Source organism: Actinomadura sp. B10D3 (assembly GCF_039871695.1).
Classification (GTDB): Bacteria; Actinomycetota; Actinomycetes; order Streptosporangiales; family Streptosporangiaceae; genus Spirillospora; species Spirillospora madurae.
In genome coordinates this window covers 40663-55924 of record NZ_JBDPLY010000007.1, presented here as the reverse complement: position 1 = coordinate 55924, position 15262 = coordinate 40663, and the positions used below count along the sequence as shown (strand labels likewise).

At 72.6% G+C, this 15262-nt stretch carries 17 protein-coding genes; 7 read left to right on the top strand and 10 right to left on the bottom strand.

Annotation, left to right across the window (positions count from 1 at the left end):
- Positions 1 to 2 precede the first annotated feature (2 nt).
- Positions 3 to 1796 carry a choline/carnitine O-acyltransferase gene (locus tag ABGB11_RS13780; RefSeq protein ID WP_347632531.1) on the top strand — a complete coding sequence of 598 codons (1794 nt, stop codon included), beginning with the start codon at positions 3 to 5 and terminating at the stop codon, positions 1794 to 1796.
- On the opposite strand, the gene ABGB11_RS13775 is transcribed toward ABGB11_RS13780, so the two are convergent.
- The 5 genes from ABGB11_RS13775 to ABGB11_RS13755 all read right to left on the bottom strand — a co-directional run bounded on the left by ABGB11_RS13775 (position 1797) and on the right by ABGB11_RS13755 (position 6015).
- Positions 1797 to 2372 carry an antibiotic biosynthesis monooxygenase gene (locus tag ABGB11_RS13775; protein WP_347632529.1) on the bottom strand — a complete coding sequence of 192 codons (576 nt, stop codon included), beginning with the start codon at positions 2370 to 2372 and terminating at the stop codon, positions 1797 to 1799.
- A 97-nt stretch (positions 2373 to 2469) separates the two neighbouring features.
- A complete protein-coding gene (locus ABGB11_RS13770) occupies positions 2470 to 3672 on the bottom strand; it encodes an ABC transporter permease (RefSeq protein WP_347632895.1) in 1203 nt (400 codons plus the stop codon).
- Positions 3672 to 4376, bottom strand: coding sequence for an ABC transporter ATP-binding protein (locus ABGB11_RS13765; protein WP_347632527.1), 705 nt, complete (start codon positions 4374 to 4376; stop codon positions 3672 to 3674). Before ABGB11_RS13765 ends, ABGB11_RS13770 begins: the two co-directional genes overlap by 1 nt.
- Positions 4373 to 5503, bottom strand: a complete 1131-nt coding sequence (locus ABGB11_RS13760) for a peptidoglycan-binding protein (RefSeq protein ID WP_347632525.1) — start codon at positions 5501 to 5503, stop codon at positions 4373 to 4375. Before ABGB11_RS13760 ends, ABGB11_RS13765 begins: the two co-directional genes overlap by 4 nt.
- Complete coding sequence (locus ABGB11_RS13755) at positions 5503 to 6015, bottom strand: hypothetical protein (protein WP_347632523.1); 513 nt, start codon at positions 6013 to 6015, stop codon at positions 5503 to 5505. Before ABGB11_RS13755 ends, ABGB11_RS13760 begins: the two co-directional genes overlap by 1 nt.
- A gap of 165 nt (positions 6016 to 6180) precedes the next feature.
- On the opposite strand from ABGB11_RS13755, the gene ABGB11_RS13750 reads away from it, so the two are divergent.
- Together ABGB11_RS13750 and ABGB11_RS13745 are read left to right on the top strand one after the other, a co-directional pair.
- Positions 6181 to 6837, top strand: a complete 657-nt coding sequence (locus ABGB11_RS13750) for a response regulator transcription factor (protein WP_347632521.1) — start codon at positions 6181 to 6183, stop codon at positions 6835 to 6837.
- Entirely contained in the window at positions 6834 to 8111 is a 1278-nt protein-coding gene (locus ABGB11_RS13745) for a HAMP domain-containing sensor histidine kinase (RefSeq protein ID WP_347632519.1), read from the top strand. Before ABGB11_RS13750 ends, ABGB11_RS13745 begins: the two co-directional genes overlap by 4 nt.
- On the opposite strand, the gene ABGB11_RS13740 is transcribed toward ABGB11_RS13745, so the two are convergent.
- From ABGB11_RS13740 to ABGB11_RS13725, 4 genes are all read right to left on the bottom strand, one after another.
- Positions 7999 to 9252, bottom strand: coding sequence for an FAD-binding protein (locus ABGB11_RS13740; RefSeq protein ID WP_347632517.1), 1254 nt, complete (start codon positions 9250 to 9252; stop codon positions 7999 to 8001). The two genes, ABGB11_RS13745 and ABGB11_RS13740, sit on opposite strands and share 113 nt — an antisense overlap.
- Before the next feature lie 97 nt (positions 9253 to 9349).
- On the bottom strand, positions 9350 to 9808 hold the full coding sequence (locus tag ABGB11_RS13735; protein ID WP_347632515.1) for a hypothetical protein: 459 nt from the start codon (positions 9806 to 9808) through the stop codon (positions 9350 to 9352).
- A gap of 21 nt (positions 9809 to 9829) precedes the next feature.
- Positions 9830 to 10567, bottom strand: coding sequence for a hypothetical protein (locus ABGB11_RS13730; protein ID WP_347632513.1), 738 nt, complete (start codon positions 10565 to 10567; stop codon positions 9830 to 9832).
- 50 nt (positions 10568 to 10617) lie between these two features.
- Positions 10618 to 11418, bottom strand: coding sequence for a helix-turn-helix domain-containing protein (locus tag ABGB11_RS13725; RefSeq protein ID WP_347632893.1), 801 nt, complete (start codon positions 11416 to 11418; stop codon positions 10618 to 10620).
- A 326-nt stretch (positions 11419 to 11744) separates the two neighbouring features.
- Between ABGB11_RS13725 and ABGB11_RS13720 the strand changes: the two genes are divergently transcribed.
- The 4 genes from ABGB11_RS13720 to ABGB11_RS13705 are packed head-to-tail and all read left to right on the top strand — an operon-like array spanning position 11745 to position 14419.
- Positions 11745 to 13064 carry an ATP-binding protein gene (locus tag ABGB11_RS13720; protein WP_347632511.1) on the top strand — a complete coding sequence of 440 codons (1320 nt, stop codon included), beginning with the start codon at positions 11745 to 11747 and terminating at the stop codon, positions 13062 to 13064.
- Positions 13061 to 13495 (top strand): roadblock/LC7 domain-containing protein, encoded by a 435-nt coding sequence (locus ABGB11_RS13715; RefSeq protein WP_021597395.1) that lies wholly within the window; start codon positions 13061 to 13063, stop codon positions 13493 to 13495. Before ABGB11_RS13720 ends, ABGB11_RS13715 begins: the two co-directional genes overlap by 4 nt.
- Positions 13492 to 13848 carry a DUF742 domain-containing protein gene (locus ABGB11_RS13710; RefSeq protein ID WP_347632509.1) on the top strand — a complete coding sequence of 119 codons (357 nt, stop codon included), beginning with the start codon at positions 13492 to 13494 and terminating at the stop codon, positions 13846 to 13848. Before ABGB11_RS13715 ends, ABGB11_RS13710 begins: the two co-directional genes overlap by 4 nt.
- On the top strand, positions 13826 to 14419 hold the full coding sequence (locus ABGB11_RS13705) for an ATP/GTP-binding protein (RefSeq protein WP_347632507.1): 594 nt from the start codon (positions 13826 to 13828) through the stop codon (positions 14417 to 14419). Before ABGB11_RS13710 ends, ABGB11_RS13705 begins: the two co-directional genes overlap by 23 nt.
- 151 nt (positions 14420 to 14570) lie before the next feature.
- Here ABGB11_RS13705 and ABGB11_RS13700 read toward each other — a convergent pair whose 3' ends face one another.
- A complete protein-coding gene (locus ABGB11_RS13700) occupies positions 14571 to 14975 on the bottom strand; it encodes a hypothetical protein (protein ID WP_347632505.1) in 405 nt (134 codons plus the stop codon).
- Positions 14976 to 15262 lie beyond the last annotated feature (287 nt).

Here is a 15262-nt window from a genome sequence, read left to right as displayed (position 1 = left end):
CATTGAACGCCGGTGAAGAACTGTCGCCCCGCACCTTCGGCAACGAGGAGCGCCTGCCGCGGGTGCCGCTGCCCACGCTCGACGCGACCTGCGAGCGGTTCATGGAGTGGTGCGCGCCGCTGCTGACCGACGGCGAGCGGGCCCGGACGGAGTCGGCGCTGGCCTCGTTCGCGCGCCCGGACGGGCCGGGCCGCGCGCTGCACGCGGCGCTCGAACGCTACGACGCGAGCGAGGGCGTGCACAGCTGGCTGGACACGTTCTGGCCGTACCGCTACCTGGGCCGCCGCGACCGGATCGCGTTGAACGCCAACTTCTTCTTCCTGTTCAAGGAGTCGCCCAAGGGGCAGGTCGAGCGCGCGGCGGGCCTCATCGCCGGGGCGCTGGACTACAAGCTGCGGCTGGACGAGGAGAACGTCCCGCCGGTCGTCCAGCGCGGCCGTCCCCTGTCGATGGTGCAGAACAGGTTCCTGTTCTCTACCACGCGCATCCCGGGGACCGAGCAGGACACGGTCCGCGCCCCCTACACCGACGAGTGGCCGGGCCCGTCCGGCGCCCGGCACATCGTGGTGTTCTTCCGCGGCAACATCGTCCGGATGGACGTGCTCGGCCCCGACGGGCGCCCGCACACGCTGGACGAGCTGATGGCGGGCCTCGCCACGATCATGAAGGCGGAGGCCCCGCCGGAGCCGTCCGCCGGGCACCTCACCACCAAGGCCCGCGCCGAGTGGGCCGCGAGCCGCGAGGCGCTCATCGCGCTCGGCAACGACGGCGCGCTCGACACCGTCGAGACGGCGCTGTTCTGCGTCTGCCTGGAGGACTTCACCCCGGCGAGCACCCTCGAAGCCTGCGACCAGCTGCTCCACGGCGACAGCGCGAACCGCTGGTTCGACAAGGCCGTGTCCTTCGTCGTGTTCGGCGACGGCACCGCCGGGATCAACGTCGAGCACTGCGGCCTGGACGGCACCACGATCCTCAGCTTCGTCGACGCGCTGCTCGGCACGCCCGCCGGCGAGCTCTCCCGGCGCTCGGGCGCCAGGTCGCAGGGCCTGCCGGTCATCGAGCCGGTCGAGTTCGTCCTCGACGACGCCCTGCGGAGCGACATCCGGGACGCCGCGGCGGCCTTCGCCGACTACGGCGCCGCGACCGCCACGGCGACCGTGTCGTTCGACGACTTCGGCGCCGACGACGCCAAGCGGCTGAAGATGTCGCCGGACGCGTTCGTCCAGATGGCCTACCAGCTGGCCCACAAGCGCGCGAAGGGCCACGTCGGCGCCACCTACGAGTCGATCGCCACCCGCCAGTACCGGCACGGGCGCACCGAGGCGATGCGCGTCGTCACCCCCGAGGTGCTCCGCTTCACCGAGGTCATGGACGACCCGGCGGCCGGCACCGCGCTCCGCCGGGACGCGTTCCGCGCCGCCGCCGACGCCCACGTCCGCCGGGCCAAGGAGTGCCAGTCCGGGCAGGCCCCCGAGCAGCACCTCTGGGAACTGCAGCTGATCCAGAAGCGGCGCGGCGCCGAGCTGGGCGTCACCGAGCCGCCCGCGCTGTTCGACTCGCCGGGGTGGCTGACGATGCGGGACGACTACCTGAGCACCAGCTCGGCGCCGTCGGTCAACATCCAGTACTTCGGCTTCGGCTCGACCAGCGAGCAGTGCATCGGCGTCGCCTACGTCCTCCTGCCCGACCGCTTCAACGTCTACCTGAGCACCCCGCGCCCGGTCGCGGCGGCGATGGGGGTGTTCGCGGAGAGGCTCCGCGAGGCCGTGGCCGAGCTGCGGGAGCTGCTCGGCTGATCACCGGCCGGGCCGCGCCGGCCGGTGCGTCCGGTCGGCCGGGTACAGCCAGCGCCGGAGCGCCCGGCTGAGCGCCGGCATGACGAGCAGGGTCAGCAGCGGGATCACGATCACCGGGAAGACCAGGGCCTTCAGCGGCAGCGGCCACGACGACGCCGACGGTGTCACGAACGCCTGCAGCAGGAGGCTGAGCGGGTAGACCGCGCAGAACGTCACGACGATCATCTTCGCCTTGGACGGCGCCGGGACCGACTCGCCGGGCAGGTTGAACCAGGTCTCCAGCCCGGTGGTGTCCTGCTTGTCCTCGTCGGCGATGCCGCGGACCCGGCCGAGCCACTCCTTGCGCTCGCCCGAGCGCAACCAGCCGTCGAGGCTCGCCTGGTCGGCGAAGTTCACCACGGTGTAGTACCGGGACCGCGCGCCCTCGGCGCGCAGCCATGTCGCACCCATGTGCCCGGGGTACCGGGACGCGACCGCGTGCAGCCCGTCGGCCCACTCCTCGAAGTCGTTCTCCCGGCCGGGCTTGACGTCCCAGGTGATCACGACCGTGACGGGCTCGGCCTCCGCTGTCCCCATGCATGCACTCTCACCGCCGTGTGCCGTTCCATGCCCGCCGGACCCGCGGGGCGCTGGCCCGCGGCGCGCGGCCGGCGCCACTGCGGGCAGGGCCCCGTCAGGTGGTGGCGAGCGCCTCGGTCGGGCTGAGGCGGGACGCCCTGATCGCCGGGTACAGGCCGGCCATCGCGCCGATGAGCAGCGTCGCCGCCACACCGCCCGCCAGCGCCCACGCCGGTATGACGACCGGCCAGCCCTGGTAGAGGGCGTATATGCCGGTGACGACCGTCCCGATGAACGCGCCGCCGACGCCGCCGAGGGCCGACAGCAGCAGCGACTCGGCGAGGAACTGGGAGCGGATCTGGCCGCGCGTCGCGCCGAGGGAGCGGCGCAGCCCGATCTCCGACCGGCGCTCCAGCACCGAGATGACCATGGTGTTGGCCACCCCGACGCCGCCGACGAGCAGCGCGACCGCGCCGAGCCCGAGCAGCAGCCCGGTGAACGCCTCGCCGGCCGCCTGCTTGGCGGCCAGCGCGTCCGACGGCCGCGACACCTGGACCTCGTTCGGCGCCTCCGGGTTCGCGGTCGCGCCCAGCACGTCCCGGACGTCCTCGACGCTCGCCTCCTGCGACCGGGTGTAGATCGTCGTGGCGTGCCCGTCGAAGCCCAGCGTGGCCCGGGCGGCGGGCCAGCCGACCAGCGCGGCGGTGTCCAGCTCGGGGGCCAGCGGCGCCGCCTTCAGGATGCCGATGACGGTGAACTTCCGGCCGCCGATGAGCACCTGGACGTCCGGGGCCGCGTGGCCGATCCCGAGCCGTTCCGCGGCGGTGGCCCCGAGCACCACCGCCGGGTAGCGGCCGGTCGCGGCGTTCAGCCAGACGCCGTTGCTCAGCTCGGCGCCCGTCGCGGCCCGCAGGTCGGTGCGGGCCGCGTAGGTGGAGATGCCCTTGGTCTCGCTCTCGGGCATCTTGCCGGTCCGGTAGACCTTCGCGTCGTTCATCAGGCCGAGCGCCGACACCTGCCGGACCGGGGCGATCCGCGACACCATGGCCTCGGCTTCGAGGGGCAGCTGCGACTCCTCGCCGGTCATGGTGCTGCCCGGCGACACGGTCAGCAGGTTCGTGCCGAGGGCGGCGAGCGCGCGGTCGAGCTCGGCGCGCGACGACGACGAGACGCCGACGACCGCGACCATCGCCGCGATCCCGATCGCGATGCCGAGCGCCGACAGGAACGCCCGCATCGGCCGGGTCCGCAGGCCGACCGCGCCGACCCGCACCACGTCCCCCGGCCACATCCGCGCGGGCTGCAACGTCCCGGGCATCATCGCGCGGCCTCCGCGAGCGCCTCGGCCCCGGAGCCGCCGGCGGCGGTGTCGTGGACGATGCGGCCGTCGCGCATCCGCACCTGGCGCGGCAGCCCGGCCGCGATCTCCAGGTCGTGCGTGATGACCAGGATGGTGGTGCCCGCCTCGTGCAGCTCGCGGAGCAGCGCCATCACCCCGTCCCCCGACGCCGAGTCGAGCGCGCCCGTCGGCTCGTCCGCGAGGAGCAGCGCGGGCTCGCCCGCCACCGCCCGCGCGATCGCGACGCGCTGCCGCTCGCCGCCCGACAGCTCGTGCGGCTCGTGGTCCAGCCGGTGGCCGAGGCCGACCCTCTCCAGCGCCGCCGCGGCCCGCCGGCGCCGCGCCGCCGGGCGGAGCCCCGTGTACAGCAGGCCGTCCGCCACGTTGTCGATCGCCCGGGTGCCGGCGGCCAGGTGGAAGTGCTGGAAGACGAACCCGATGCCGCTCGCCCGGAGCGCCGACAGCTTCGCGTCCGGCAGCCGCCCGACGTCGTGCCCGGCGATGTGGACGCTGCCCGAGGTGGGGCGGTCCAGCGTGCCGAGGATGTTCAGCATGGTCGACTTCCCCGAGCCGGACGGGCCGACGATCGCGGCCATCTCGCCGGCGCCGATGTGCAGCGTCACGCCGTCGAGCGCGCGGACGCCGCCGGCGTACAGCTTGGTCACCTCCCGCAGCGTGATCATTTCGGTACCCCCACCACGGTGCCCTCGGCGATCCCCTGGCCGGAGACCTCCACCTTCCCGTCCGCGAACAGGCCGGTCTCCACCGGAACGAACGAGGAGGTCCCGCCCTTGACGACCTCGACGCCGAATCCGCCCTCGCTCAGCGCGACCAGCGCGGCGACCGGCACGGTCAGCACGTCCTCGCGCTCGCCGGCGGTGAACGTGACGTCGACGGCGGCCAGCGCGTACCCGGCGGCGGCCTTCTTCGCCTTGCCGGAGTCGAGCCAGATGGTCACCTCCACCTTCGTCGTCGGGTCCTCGTTCTGCTCGCCCGGATCGATCACCGTGGTGACCTCGTCGATCTTCGCGGTGACCTCCTCGTTCTCCGGCAGCGTCACCTCGACCGCGGCGCCCTTCTTCGCCATCCGCTGGTCGGCGGTTTCCAGCTCGACGGTCACGGCCTTCGCGGTGCCGGTGTAGGTCAGCACCTTCTTGCCGGGCGCCGCGGGCTCGCCGGGGGTCGCCTGGACGCCGTCCACCCGGACGGGTCCGGACGCGTACGCGACGCGTCCGAGCTCCACGATCCCGGTCTCCTCCACTCCGATGTCGTCCTGCCACTCCTGGACGGCGGCGGCGGTGTCGGACGAGTACTCGTCGTCGACCGTGAACCCGTCGTAGCCGAGCGCGCTGAGGTTGGCCTCGAACCGCTTGACGTCCGAACCCTCGTCACCGACCCTCAGCGGGCGGTAGGAGGGCTTCGATCCGTACATCAGCACGACCGGGTCGCCGTCCACCTCGTACAGCTCGTGGCCGCGGGTGATCTCGTCGCCGCTCTCGGGCAGCTTGGTCAGCGTGCCCTTCACCTGGCTCGTCGCGGTGTGCACCGGGCCGTAGCCGAGCTGCCCCTCCTCGTTCAGGGTGTCACGGAGCGTCTGCTTGGCCACCTTCGTGGTGTTCGGGGGCAGCGTGGCCGCCGCCCCGCCGCCGGAATCCCCGCCGGTGCCGAGCGCCGCGGCGGTGGCGACGCCGCCGGCCGCGACCAGGGCGCCGACGGCAAGGGCGATCTTCAACCGCGGCCGGCGGCGCCTGCGGCGCGGCGGGCGCCCCTCCTCCTTCGGCTGGGTGCGCTCCACGGTGGTCTCGCCCATCACTTCTGCTTTCCGCCCTGGAGGATCTTCTGGCAGGCCTGCTGCGCCTTCTCGAAGGTGGCGTCGTCCTCGCCCTTCTTCCGCTGGATCCGGATGCCGGGCTCGTTCGGGTCGGGGTCCGGGAAGTCCTTCACGCCGTTCTGGCGCATGCACTCGGCGAACTCCTGCGCGCGCTGCTGCGCCTTCGGATCGGGCGCTCCGCTCCGGTTCGCCTGCGGGCTGTACTGCCGGCACGCCTCCATGGCCTTCTTCATGGCCTCCTGCTTCTCCGGGCCGCCCTTGACCTTGAGCTGGACGCCCTGACCGGGCTTCGGGTCCTCCATGTCCACGCCGTGGTCGCGCATGCACTGGGCGAACTTCAGCCCCATCTCCTCCTTGCCGAGCTGCTCGCCGCCGGCCGCCTTCTTCTCTCCGCCCGCCGAGGCCACCTTCGAGCCGCCCTCGTCCCCGCCGCATCCGGTCAGGGTCAACGCCAGGGCCAGGGGCAGTATCGCCAGCACTCGCTTGCGCATGTGGGGTCTCCTCGTCTCCGCGGCCGGAGCGATTCCGGCCGGTTGACGAGTGATGAAACCGGGCCGCAGGTTTCCCCCTCGTTTCTGCCTCCGGATCCCGTCCCCTAACAGAAACGAAACAGCGCCTGGGGCACCATTCGGTCGGGACCGTCGAGGGAGGAACGTATGCGGGTGCTGGTGGTGGAGGACGAGCGGCTGCTGGCCGACGCGATCGCCGAATGGCTGCGGGACGCGACCCACGCGGTCGATCTCGCCTACGACGGGGCCGCCGCCCTGGAGCGCGTCGGCGTGAACGACTACGACGTGGTCGTCCTGGACCGCGACCTCCCCCTCGTCCACGGCGACGACGTCTGCCGGGAGATGGTGCGGAGCGAGACCACGGCGCGAGTCCTGATGCTCACCGCCGCGGCCGAGATCACCGACCGCGTCGACGGCCTCGGGATCGGCGCCGACGACTACCTGACCAAGCCGTTCGCGTTCCCCGAGCTGGCCGCCCGCGTCCTCGCGCTCGGCCGCCGCGCCCGCCCCGCCGCGCCGCCCACGCTGCACCGCGCGGGCATCACCCTCGACCCGGCGCGCCGCGAGGTGTTCCGGGACGGCCGCTACGTCCCGCTCGCGCGCAAGGAGTTCGCCGTCCTCGCCGAGCTGCTCCGCGCCGACGGCGCCGTCGTGTCCGCCGAGCAGCTCCTGGAGAAGGTCTGGGACGAGCACGCCGACCCGTTCACCGGCGCCGTCCGGCTCACCGTCCTCAAGCTGCGCCGCAAGCTCGCCGACCCGCCCGTCGTCGAGACCGTCAAGGGAGCGGGGTACCGGATCCCATGAGGCTGTCGCTCCGCGCCCGGCTCACCATCACCTACGCCGGCCTGTTCCTCGTCGCCGGCGTGGTCCTGCTCGGCGCCACCTACGCCCTGTTCAACCAGCAGCTCTCCCGCTCGGGCACCACCAAGGTCGTCGCGACCCGGCTGAACCCCGGCCCCGCGCCCACCGCCGTCAACCCCCAGCCCATACAGAAGGAGGAGGAGCCGTTCCTGGACACCGAACGGTGGATGAAGAAGCAGCACGACGAGCTGCGGGACGCCGCGATCACCTCCCTGATCACGCAGGGCTCCGTCGCCCTGCTGGTCGTCGGCGGCGCCGCGGCCGGCTTCGGCTGGCTCATCGCGGGCCGGGTCCTCACCCCGCTGCACCGCGTCACCGAGACCGCCCGCCGCATCGCCGGCTCCCCCGCCGCCGACCGCAGCCTGCACGAGCGCATCGCCCTCCCCGGCCCGCACGACGAGGTCAAGGAGCTCGCCGACACCTTCGACTCGATGATCGAACGCCTCGACCGGTCCTTCGACGGCCAGCGCCGCTTCGTCGCCAACGCCTCCCACGAGCTGCGGACCCCGCTCACCCTGGGCCGCGCCCTGGTCGAGGTCGCGATGCACCGCGAATCGGCGTCCCCGGACGTCCGTCAGCTCGGCGAGACCCTGCTGCAGATCAACACGCGCCACGAACGCCTCATCACCGGCCTCCTGCTGCTCGCCCGCTCCGAGAACGAGATCACCACCCGCGCCCCCGTCGACCTGGCGGACGTGGTCGGGCACGTCGCGTCCCAGACCGCCCTCGAAGCCAGGGACACCGGCATCACCGTCGAGACCAGCACCGCCGAGGCCATGACCACCGGCGACGCCCTCCTGCTGGAGCGCGTCGTGCAGAACCTCCTGGAGAACGGCCTGCGCCACAACACCGAGTCCGGGTGGGTCAACGTCTCGTGCCGCACCGAGAACGGGCACGCCGTCCTGGAGGTGAGCAACTCGGGCCCGCCCGTCCCGCCCTACGAGATCCCGGCCCTCTTCGAACCGTTCCGCCGCATGGACTCCGACCGCATCGTCACCGCGAAGGGCGCCGGCCTGGGCCTCTCGATCGTCCACTCGATCGTCCGGGCCCACGACGGCACGGTGACCGCCGCCCCGCGCAAGACGGGCGGCCTCCACGTGACCGTCACCCTCCCGGGCGAAGAAGGGCGTCCACAAACGCATTACGGAACTTTCCGCCGGGATCGAATCCCCTCGCCAGGCGAGCAAAATCATCGGCACGCTCGTACTGCGCGATGACCTCCTCCCCCGGCGTGGTGCTGAGCTTGCCCCAGTGCGGCCGCGCACCCAGCGGCACGAGACGCTCCTGAAGCTCCGCGACCACGGGCAGCACCCCTGCGGGGTCGTCGTGCCAGGTGAAGTGAAGCGTCACCGAGTCCCGCCCGTACGCAGGGCTCAACCAAAGATCGTCACCACGCACCGTACGAACCTCGGAAATGTGCAGCACCGGCGCAACGCGATCGGCGACGGCCCGCACCGCCCCGAACGCCTCGGCCGCCGCGTCCCGGGGCAGGAACCACTCGGACTGGAGCTCCCGCCCGGCGCTCGGCGTCACCTCCGGCCGGAAGTGCGGCAGCCGCTCATGCCACGGCCCCGGCAGCCCCATCTGGGCGGTGCACGCGGCCGGAACCATCCCCGGAACGGGATGCACCGGCTCCGACGCGGCACTCCCACCCGCCCAGACAGGCGCCGGCACGTCCGTCCGGCACTTGAGCCACACCCTCGCCCGCCCACTCCGCCAGTCGGTGAACGCGCTCACGCTGTAGGCCGCCCCGAACACCTCATCGAACCCCGCCGCCAGATCGTCCAGCGGCACCTCGACCCGCACGCTCTGCGCCACCTCGAACGCGGGCTCGACATCCAACGTCACCCGCGTGACGACCCCCAGCGCCCCCAATGCCACCACAGCACCGGAGAACACCTCAGAGCCATCCCGATCCAGCTCGACAAGGTCGCCGTCCGGCCCGACGAGTTCCAGCGCACTGACCGACGCGGACAGGCAGCGCAGACCGTCCCCGGACCCATGTGTCCCGGTGGCGCAGGACCCGGCCACCGAGATGTGCGGCAGCGACGCCATGTTCGGCAACGCGAACCCGTTCCGGTACAGCTCCGCCGCCACGTCCGTGTACCGCATCCCAGCCGCCACGGTCACAGACGACCGGTCCGAGTCGATCTCAACCATGGGCGGCAACGCATCCAGCCGGACAAGCTCCCCGTCGCTGTCCGCAACAAGACTGAACGAGTGCCCGCTACCAAGCGCCCGCACCCGTCGGCCACGAGCAACGACCCGGCACAATTCATCCACAGATTCGGGCCGATGCACTCGCCCCGCCCCGAAGACAACATTCCCCGCCCAGTTACGAAGCCGCCCCTCGCCCACCCGACCCGCACCTCCGAGCACCAAAGCACGCCACCCACCGACCGCCGCCAGCGTAGCCCCGCGCTTCATCCAGGAGACCCGGGCTATGGGGGTGGGGTTACCAGTCGCCGAAGCGCTCTTCATCGTCGCTGGTCCACGAATCCGTTCCCACACCGCCGAGGAAGTCGTCGAACCTGCTGGCCGCCTTGTTCTCGGCCGCGCGGTCTTCGGCGGTCGGTTGGTACCAGAGGAGTCCGGTGCGGAGGGTGAGCAGGACGGTGATGTAGGGGCTGATGTCCACCCGGTCCTGTTCGAAGCGGCCGTTGCCGTCCGGGGTACGAAGGAAATCGGCTTCGGCGAGCTGCGACGTCACCTTGATGACGTTCTTGCCACCGATACCTGCCCTGCCGACGAGCACGAGCTTGAGGCCGAAGACGTGCGCGATCTGTGCGTACCACCCGAGGTGTTCACCTTCGGCGAAGGTGCAGTCCAGTGCCCGTCCGACCCGTGCGGCCACTTGTCCAGGGTGCTCATCGGTGTCGGCGCGCACGTCGAGGTAGATCGCCTGTCTTTTCACCCCACAAGAGTGACGCCTGGCTCAGTGCTCGTGAACGGTTTTGTTGCCCAGGACCAGGTCGCCCTCCACGTGGACGGCGCTGCTGAAGACGGTGGCGGCGGCGGGGTGGGGTGCGGCGCGGGCTGCGGGGCGCGGGCGAGTGGGGGCGTTCGAGCCTGTCAGGTACATCCAGGCTTCGGTGGTGGTCTCTTTGACCGTGAGCGTTACGCGTTCGAAGGCGCGGGGGTCCAGAGGGCCGTTCAGGTGGGACACGAAGGCGTCGTAGACGAACGGGGAGACGATGAAGCCGAGGTCGGCGCCGGTCTCGGCCAGGGCGGTCTTGAGGACGGGGGCCTCCAGGAGGCGGGCCGTCTGGATGATGACCTGGCCGTTGACGCCCTCGGCGTCGGGTGCGACGGGGCCGACGTGCAGGGCGACGCGGAGCTGGACGCGGACGGCTTCGCTCGCGCGGCGGTTGTGCCGGCGGAGTGCGAGGGCCAGGTGCCCGGCGAGCGGGTCGACGAGGGACGCGGTCGGGACGCGGGGCGAGACGATGACGAGGGCGCCGTCGCCGCGGTCCTCGCGGTAGAGGTCCGAGGCCGGGACGCCCGACGCGTCCAGCGCCTGGAGCAGGATGTTGTAGGTGACCTCGCGGACGACCTGGCGATCGTCGTCGTCGCGAGAGGGGTCGCCGAAACCGGCGATGTCGCAGAGAAGGACGGAGCAGTTCAGGCCCGCCCAGGTCGCGAGGGCGCCGGCGCGCTCCAAGGATGCGTCCACGGAACGAGTGAACGCCTCGGGCGGGCGGACGTCCATGTCATCCGACACACTCACCGGGACCGCAGTTCGCGGGGGCTCACGCCGAAGCGGCGGCGGAAGGCGTGGCTGAGGGCGCTGGCGGAGGAGAAGCCGGTGGCGTGCGCGATGTCGGTGATGGTGACGTGCCGGTCGCGGCGCAGGCGGTCGCGGACGAGGCGGAGCCGCTCCTCGCGGATCAGCTGGCGCGGGGTGGTCCCGGCGCGCTGGAGGGCGAGCTGGATCTGGCGCAGCGACCAGCCGAGGTCCTGCGCCATCGCGGCGCCGGTGAGGCCCGGGTCGGTGGCGTGCTCGCGGACGTAGCGGCGCACGACCGCCTCCACCTCGGCGAGGTGGCCCGGCGCGGGCGGGTGCTCCTGCCCGGTGACGAGAAGGCAGAGCAGCTCGGTGACGCGCTCGCAGGCGGCGTCGAACTGCGGCCCGGTGAGCGCGCCGCGCTCGGCGCCGACCGCGCGGACCATGTCGGCGACGACGCGGCCGAGGCCCGTGGACAGGTCGAGGCCGGTCAGCGGCAGGGTCGGGCCGGGCAGCCGGCCGTCCATCTCCTGAGCGGGGATGGTCATGACGAGCGCGCGGGCGGGACGGGGCTGGACGACGCGGAACGGCGCCGCCGGTGCGATGAGGCCGCCGGTCCCGGGGCGCAGGCACGCCTCGCGGCCTTCCTGCTCCATCAGCAGCTCGCCGTGCAGCGGCAGCAGGAAGCGGTAGCCGCCGTCGCGGCGGGCCTGCCCGGCCGTGCGGACGTAGTCGGTCCGGTCCGCGAGGCAGAGGACGAGCCGGTAGGCGGTGCCCTGCCGGACCGCCCCGCCGAGCATGTCGTCCACAGGTCCTCCGCCGCGCCGCCGGACGCGTCACCGGCCCGGACGTGAAGATCGCTTCGGCGTGAGAGTAGTACGGCCACCACTGGTGAATCTGGAAAATCAACCGGAAAGTGACGCGATTCAGACGGTATGTGATCATGCGATGCGCCCGGCGGCAACTTCTCTGCGCGCGAGCACAAGCGCGCACCCCAGCACCCGTCCTACGGTGCCGAAACTGCGGCGTAATCGCGCCGTCCGAAACCCCCACCAGCCAAGAGGCGGTCGGCCTGGTGCCGTGACACGGGCCGGTCCCCTCACCCGAACCCCTGCACGAGGATCTGATGGAGCCCTTCCTCCTTGCTGCGGCGTTCGTCGTCGTGGCGGGCGCCGGCATCGCCGCCGCCGTCCTGCTCGTCCGCGAACGGCAGGCGGCGGCCGAGCTCCGCGAGCAGAACGCCGTCCTGGCCCGCGGCCTCGACCTGCGCGAGAAGGAGCTGCGGCACCTGGCTGACGTCCGGCTGCCCGAGCTCATGGAGTCCTTGCACAACCCGGGGGTGCGCGTCGCCGGGCCGCTGCACGACCTCGGCCGCGAGGCCCCCGCCTACGGGCAGGCGCTGCAGACGGTGATCGACCTGTTCGCCGGGTCCGCCGCCCGCGTCCGGGAACGGGCCGACCTGTCGGCGAAGTCGACGCTGCGGGCGATGATGCGCGCCGTGCAGAGCCTCGCCAACGAGCAGCAGCTCGCCATCTCCCACATGCAGGAACGCCACGACGACCCGGACGTGCTCGAAGGCCTGCTCCGCATCGACCACATGAACGCCCAGCTCGGGCGGCGCGCCCAGGCCACCGCCGTGCTGTGCGGGTCGTGGCCCGGCCAGCAGCGCTCGGCGTCGTCGCTGACCGACGTGGTGCGCGGCGCCACCTCCCGCATCCGCGACTACCTGCGCGTCAACCTGCAGGGGCCGGTGAACACCGCGGTGACCAGCCGGGCCGTGGAGCCGATCGTGCTGACCCTCGCCGAGCTGCTGGACAACGCGGCGCGCCACTCGCGGCCCGACACCACCGTCGAGGTCAACTTCCAGCCGACGCACAACGGCGTCGCCATCATGATCGACGACGCGGGCGTGGCGATGGACGCCGACGAGCTCCAGCGCGCCACCGAGCTGCTGTCCGGCGACGCGTCGGTCGACATCCACCGGCTCGGCGACCCGCCCCGCGTCGGGTTCGCGGTCGCGGGCGTCCTCTCCGCCCGCTACGGCTTCCGCGTGTCGGTCGACACGCGCTCGCCCTACGGCGGCGTGCGGGCCGTCGTGTTCGTGCCGTCCGCGCTACTGGCGGCCGTCCCGGAGCAGGCGCCGGAGCCGTCCGCCGCGCCCCACCATGCGGAGGAGAAACCGCCCGGCAGCGCGGCGGACGAGCCGGCCACGCCCGGCGGCCTGCCGAAGCGGAACCGCGTCGCGATCGCCGAGCGGCCCGCCGTGCCCGCCGGGGAGGACGAGCCCGCCGGCCCGCCGGACACCGGAGAGCGGCCCCCCGCCAGACCGGCCAAAGAGACCGCCGCGGGCCTAGGCGCCTGGCAGCGCGGGACCCGGTCCGGCCGGGCCGCCGGGTCGCCCGGCGCGGACGGCCCGGGCATCGAGAGCAAGGACCTGCGGCCATGAACGAGGGGTGGAACGGCGCGATGGACGACGGTACGAACCGGCTCGGCTGGATGCTGGACGACGCGCTGCGGATGCCGGAGACCCGCTACGCGATCCTGCTGTCCGCCGACGGGCTGCTCATGGCGCACTCCGAGCGGATCAGCCGGGACGAGGCGGAGCGGCAGGCCGCGGGGATGGCGGGGCTCCAGTCCCTCGCCCGCAGCACCGCCGAGTTCTGCGGGGACCCGGGCACCACGTGGCGGCAGACCGTGAACGAGTTCGACGACGGGTACGTGTTCCTCGTCGCCGCCGGTCCCGGCGCGTACCTGGCGGTGTCGGCGACGCAGCACGTCGACATGGAGACCGTGTCGTTCCGGCTCCAGGAACTGGTGCAGCGGCTGGGCAAGGAGATGACCAGTCCGCCACGCCCCGGCGCGGGCCGTCCCGCATGACCCCCCGCCGGAACGAGCGCGCGCTCGTCCGCCCCCACGTCGTCACCGGCGGGCGGGCGCACCCCACCCGCAACGTGTTCGACCTCGTCACGCTCGTGATCGCCACCGGCGACCTGCCGCGGACCGGGCTGTCCCCCGAGAAGCTGCGGATCATCGAGCTGTGCCGGGGCGGGGCGCTGTCGGTGGCCGAGATCTCCGGGCATCTGAGCCTGCCCGTCGGGGTCACCAAGGTGCTGCTCTCCGACCTCGTCGACAGCGGGCACCTCACCACCCGGGCCACCCCGCCCGCCGCCCAGCAGTCGAAGGCCCGGCTCCTTCAGGAGGTGCTCGATGGACTCCGCGCTCGCCTCTGACACCTCCTATCTGCGGGAGAGCGTCAGAACCGCCGTCAAGATCCTTATCGTGGGGCATTTCGCCGTCGGGAAGACCACCTACGTCGGAACGCTGTCGGAGATCCGCCCGCTGCGCACCGAGGAGCGGATGACGCAGGCCGGCGCCACCGTGGACGACCTCGCCGGCATCAAGGACAAGACGACCACGACGGTCGCGATGGACTTCGGCCGCCTCACCCTCAGCGACGACCTCGTCCTGTACCTGTTCGGGGCGCCGGGCCAGCAGCGCTTCACCCGGTTGTGGGACGACCTGGCGCGCGGCGCGCTCGGCGCGCTGATCCTGGTGGACACCGCGCGGCTCAAGGAGTCGTTCGCCGTCATGGACATCGTGGAGAAGCAGGGCCTGCCGTACGCGGTGGCCGTCAACCGCTTCGAGGGCGCGCCGGTGTTCCCGGACGCCGAGGTGCGCGAGGCCCTCGACCTCGCGCCGGACACGCCGCTCGTCACCTGCGACGCCCGCGACCGCCGCTCGTCCACCGAGGCGCTGATCTCCCTCGTCGACCACCTGCTGACCCTCGGAAAGACCTCATGACCACGCAGTTCACCGAATCCGAGCGCACGCCGATCTACGGGCCCGAGTTCGCCCGGGACCCCGCCGGGGCCTACGCGCGGATGCGCGCCCGGCACGGCGACCTCGCGCCCGTCGAGCTGTCGCCCGGCGTCCCGGCGACGCTCGTCCTCGGCTACGAGGCCGCGCTGGAGATCCTGCGCGACCCCGGTACCTTCCCGCGCTGCAGCGAGGTGTGGGACGAGGCCGTCGGCCCCGAATGCCCGGTGCTGCCGATGATGATGACGCGGCCCAGCGCCCTGTTCACCAACGGCGCCGTGCACGCGCGGCTCCGGTCGGTGATCGTCGACAGCCTGGAGCGGGTCGACCCGGTGTCGCTGCGCGGGTACGTCGCGAGCAACGCCGACTCCCTCATCGACCGGTTCGCGGCCGACGGCAAGGCCGACCTCATCGGGCAGTACGCCCGCACGCTGCCGCTGCTGGTGTTCAACGAGATGTTCGGCTGCCCCGAGGACATCGGCGCCAAGCTGGTCCGGGGCATGAGCGCCATCTTCGACACCGTCTCCGCCGAGGAGGGCAACGCTCTGCTCCTGGAGGCGACCGGCGAGCTCATCGCGGCCAAGCGGCGGCGGCCGGGCGCCGACGTGACGTCCTGGATGATGGCCCACCCCGCGGGCCTCGACGACGGCGAGATGGCCCACCAGCTCATCCTGCTGGTCGGGGCCGGCACGGAGCCGGAGCAGAACCTCATCGCCAACGGCATCCGGCTGCTGCTGTCCGACGACCGGTTCGGCGGCGACCTGTCCGGCGGCAGCCTGCCGGTCGAGGACGCGCTCGACGAGATCCTGTGGACCGACCCGCCGATGG

Excerpts from the sequence above, each read along its gene's own strand:
- ABGB11_RS13755 (WP_347632523.1), bottom strand. The coding sequence starts at position 6,015 with ATGCGCAAGCGAGTGCTGGCGATACTGCCCCTGGCCCTGGCGTTGACC.
- ABGB11_RS13750 (WP_347632521.1), top strand. The coding sequence starts at position 6,181 with ATGCGGGTGCTGGTGGTGGAGGACGAGCGGCTGCTGGCCGACGCGATC.
- ABGB11_RS13765 (WP_347632527.1), bottom strand. The coding sequence starts at position 4,376 with ATGATCACGCTGCGGGAGGTGACCAAGCTGTACGCCGGCGGCGTCCGC.
- ABGB11_RS13760 (WP_347632525.1), bottom strand. The coding sequence starts at position 5,503 with ATGGGCGAGACCACCGTGGAGCGCACCCAGCCGAAGGAGGAGGGGCGC.
- ABGB11_RS13715 (WP_021597395.1), top strand. The coding sequence starts at position 13,061 with ATGAACGAGGGGTGGAACGGCGCGATGGACGACGGTACGAACCGGCTC.
- ABGB11_RS13710 (WP_347632509.1), top strand. The coding sequence starts at position 13,492 with ATGACCCCCCGCCGGAACGAGCGCGCGCTCGTCCGCCCCCACGTCGTC.
- ABGB11_RS13775 (WP_347632529.1), bottom strand. The coding sequence starts at position 2,372 with ATGGGGACAGCGGAGGCCGAGCCCGTCACGGTCGTGATCACCTGGGAC.
- ABGB11_RS13745 (WP_347632519.1), top strand. The coding sequence starts at position 6,834 with ATGAGGCTGTCGCTCCGCGCCCGGCTCACCATCACCTACGCCGGCCTG.
- ABGB11_RS13770 (WP_347632895.1), bottom strand. The coding sequence starts at position 3,672 with ATGCCCGGGACGTTGCAGCCCGCGCGGATGTGGCCGGGGGACGTGGTG.
- ABGB11_RS13705 (WP_347632507.1), top strand. The coding sequence starts at position 13,826 with ATGGACTCCGCGCTCGCCTCTGACACCTCCTATCTGCGGGAGAGCGTC.
- ABGB11_RS13725 (WP_347632893.1), bottom strand. The coding sequence starts at position 11,418 with ATGCTCGGCGGGGCGGTCCGGCAGGGCACCGCCTACCGGCTCGTCCTC.
- ABGB11_RS13720 (WP_347632511.1), top strand. The coding sequence starts at position 11,745 with ATGGAGCCCTTCCTCCTTGCTGCGGCGTTCGTCGTCGTGGCGGGCGCC.